Below are 703 nucleotides of genomic sequence, written 5' to 3' on the forward strand. Positions count from 1 at the left end.
GCCGAACTCAAAGCGGCAAATATCGGCGTGCAGGTGCGCCAAAGAGGAAATCGCCTATGCTTAAGGGCAACACTACCGCCCCAGCCTGGGAGTGAAGACAAAAAGCCGCATCAACAGCATATAGCGCTGGGTGTCTATGCTAACCCAGCTGAATTTAAGCGAGCTAAAGCTGAGGCAATTGTCGTAGGAGGATTGTTGGCCTGCAAGGAATTTTCCTGGGAACCTTATTTGAAAGACAATTCTGTTTCAGCAACTGCAAAAACTTGTCGCGAGTGGGCAGAAGAATTTGAAAAAGATTACTTCACCCGCCGCGTTTGAACACCCAAATCAGAAACAACGTTTCGAGAATATCGGCTAGTTCTGAATCGACTACCTGCTGACGCACCGCTGACTGTGGAGGTGATGAAGCAGCTGATCTTCGCGACGCCCCCCGATACCCGCACCCGCAAGCGAGAATGCAGCGTCATGAAACAACTGGCAACGCTGGCGGAAATTGAACTGGAAGTCAAAGCCTACGTAGGATCGTATTCTTCAGCCAAAGCCGTGCCCCGCGACCTGCCGGAAGATGCTTTAATTGCCGAGTGGCGATTCTGCGAAGCAGACGCTTCGCGAACGCGCATCACCAATCGGGCATGGCAATGGGTGTATGGAATGCTGGCTGTCTATGGACTGCGACCCCACGAAATATTTAACCTCGATCTGG

General features: G+C 51.8%; 2 pseudogenes. Both read left to right on the forward strand.

Annotated elements, in window-relative coordinates:
• Window positions 1–318, forward strand: a pseudogene (locus tag MiSe_RS49495) (hypothetical protein); the annotation flags it as partial.
• A 42-nt stretch (window positions 319–360) separates the two neighbouring features.
• Window positions 361–703: pseudogene (locus tag MiSe_RS49500) on the forward strand (site-specific integrase); the annotation flags it as partial.

The sequence above is a fragment of the Microseira wollei NIES-4236 genome (assembly GCF_020521235.1).
Lineage (GTDB): Bacteria > Cyanobacteriota > Cyanobacteriia > Cyanobacteriales > Aerosakkonemataceae > Microseira > Microseira wollei.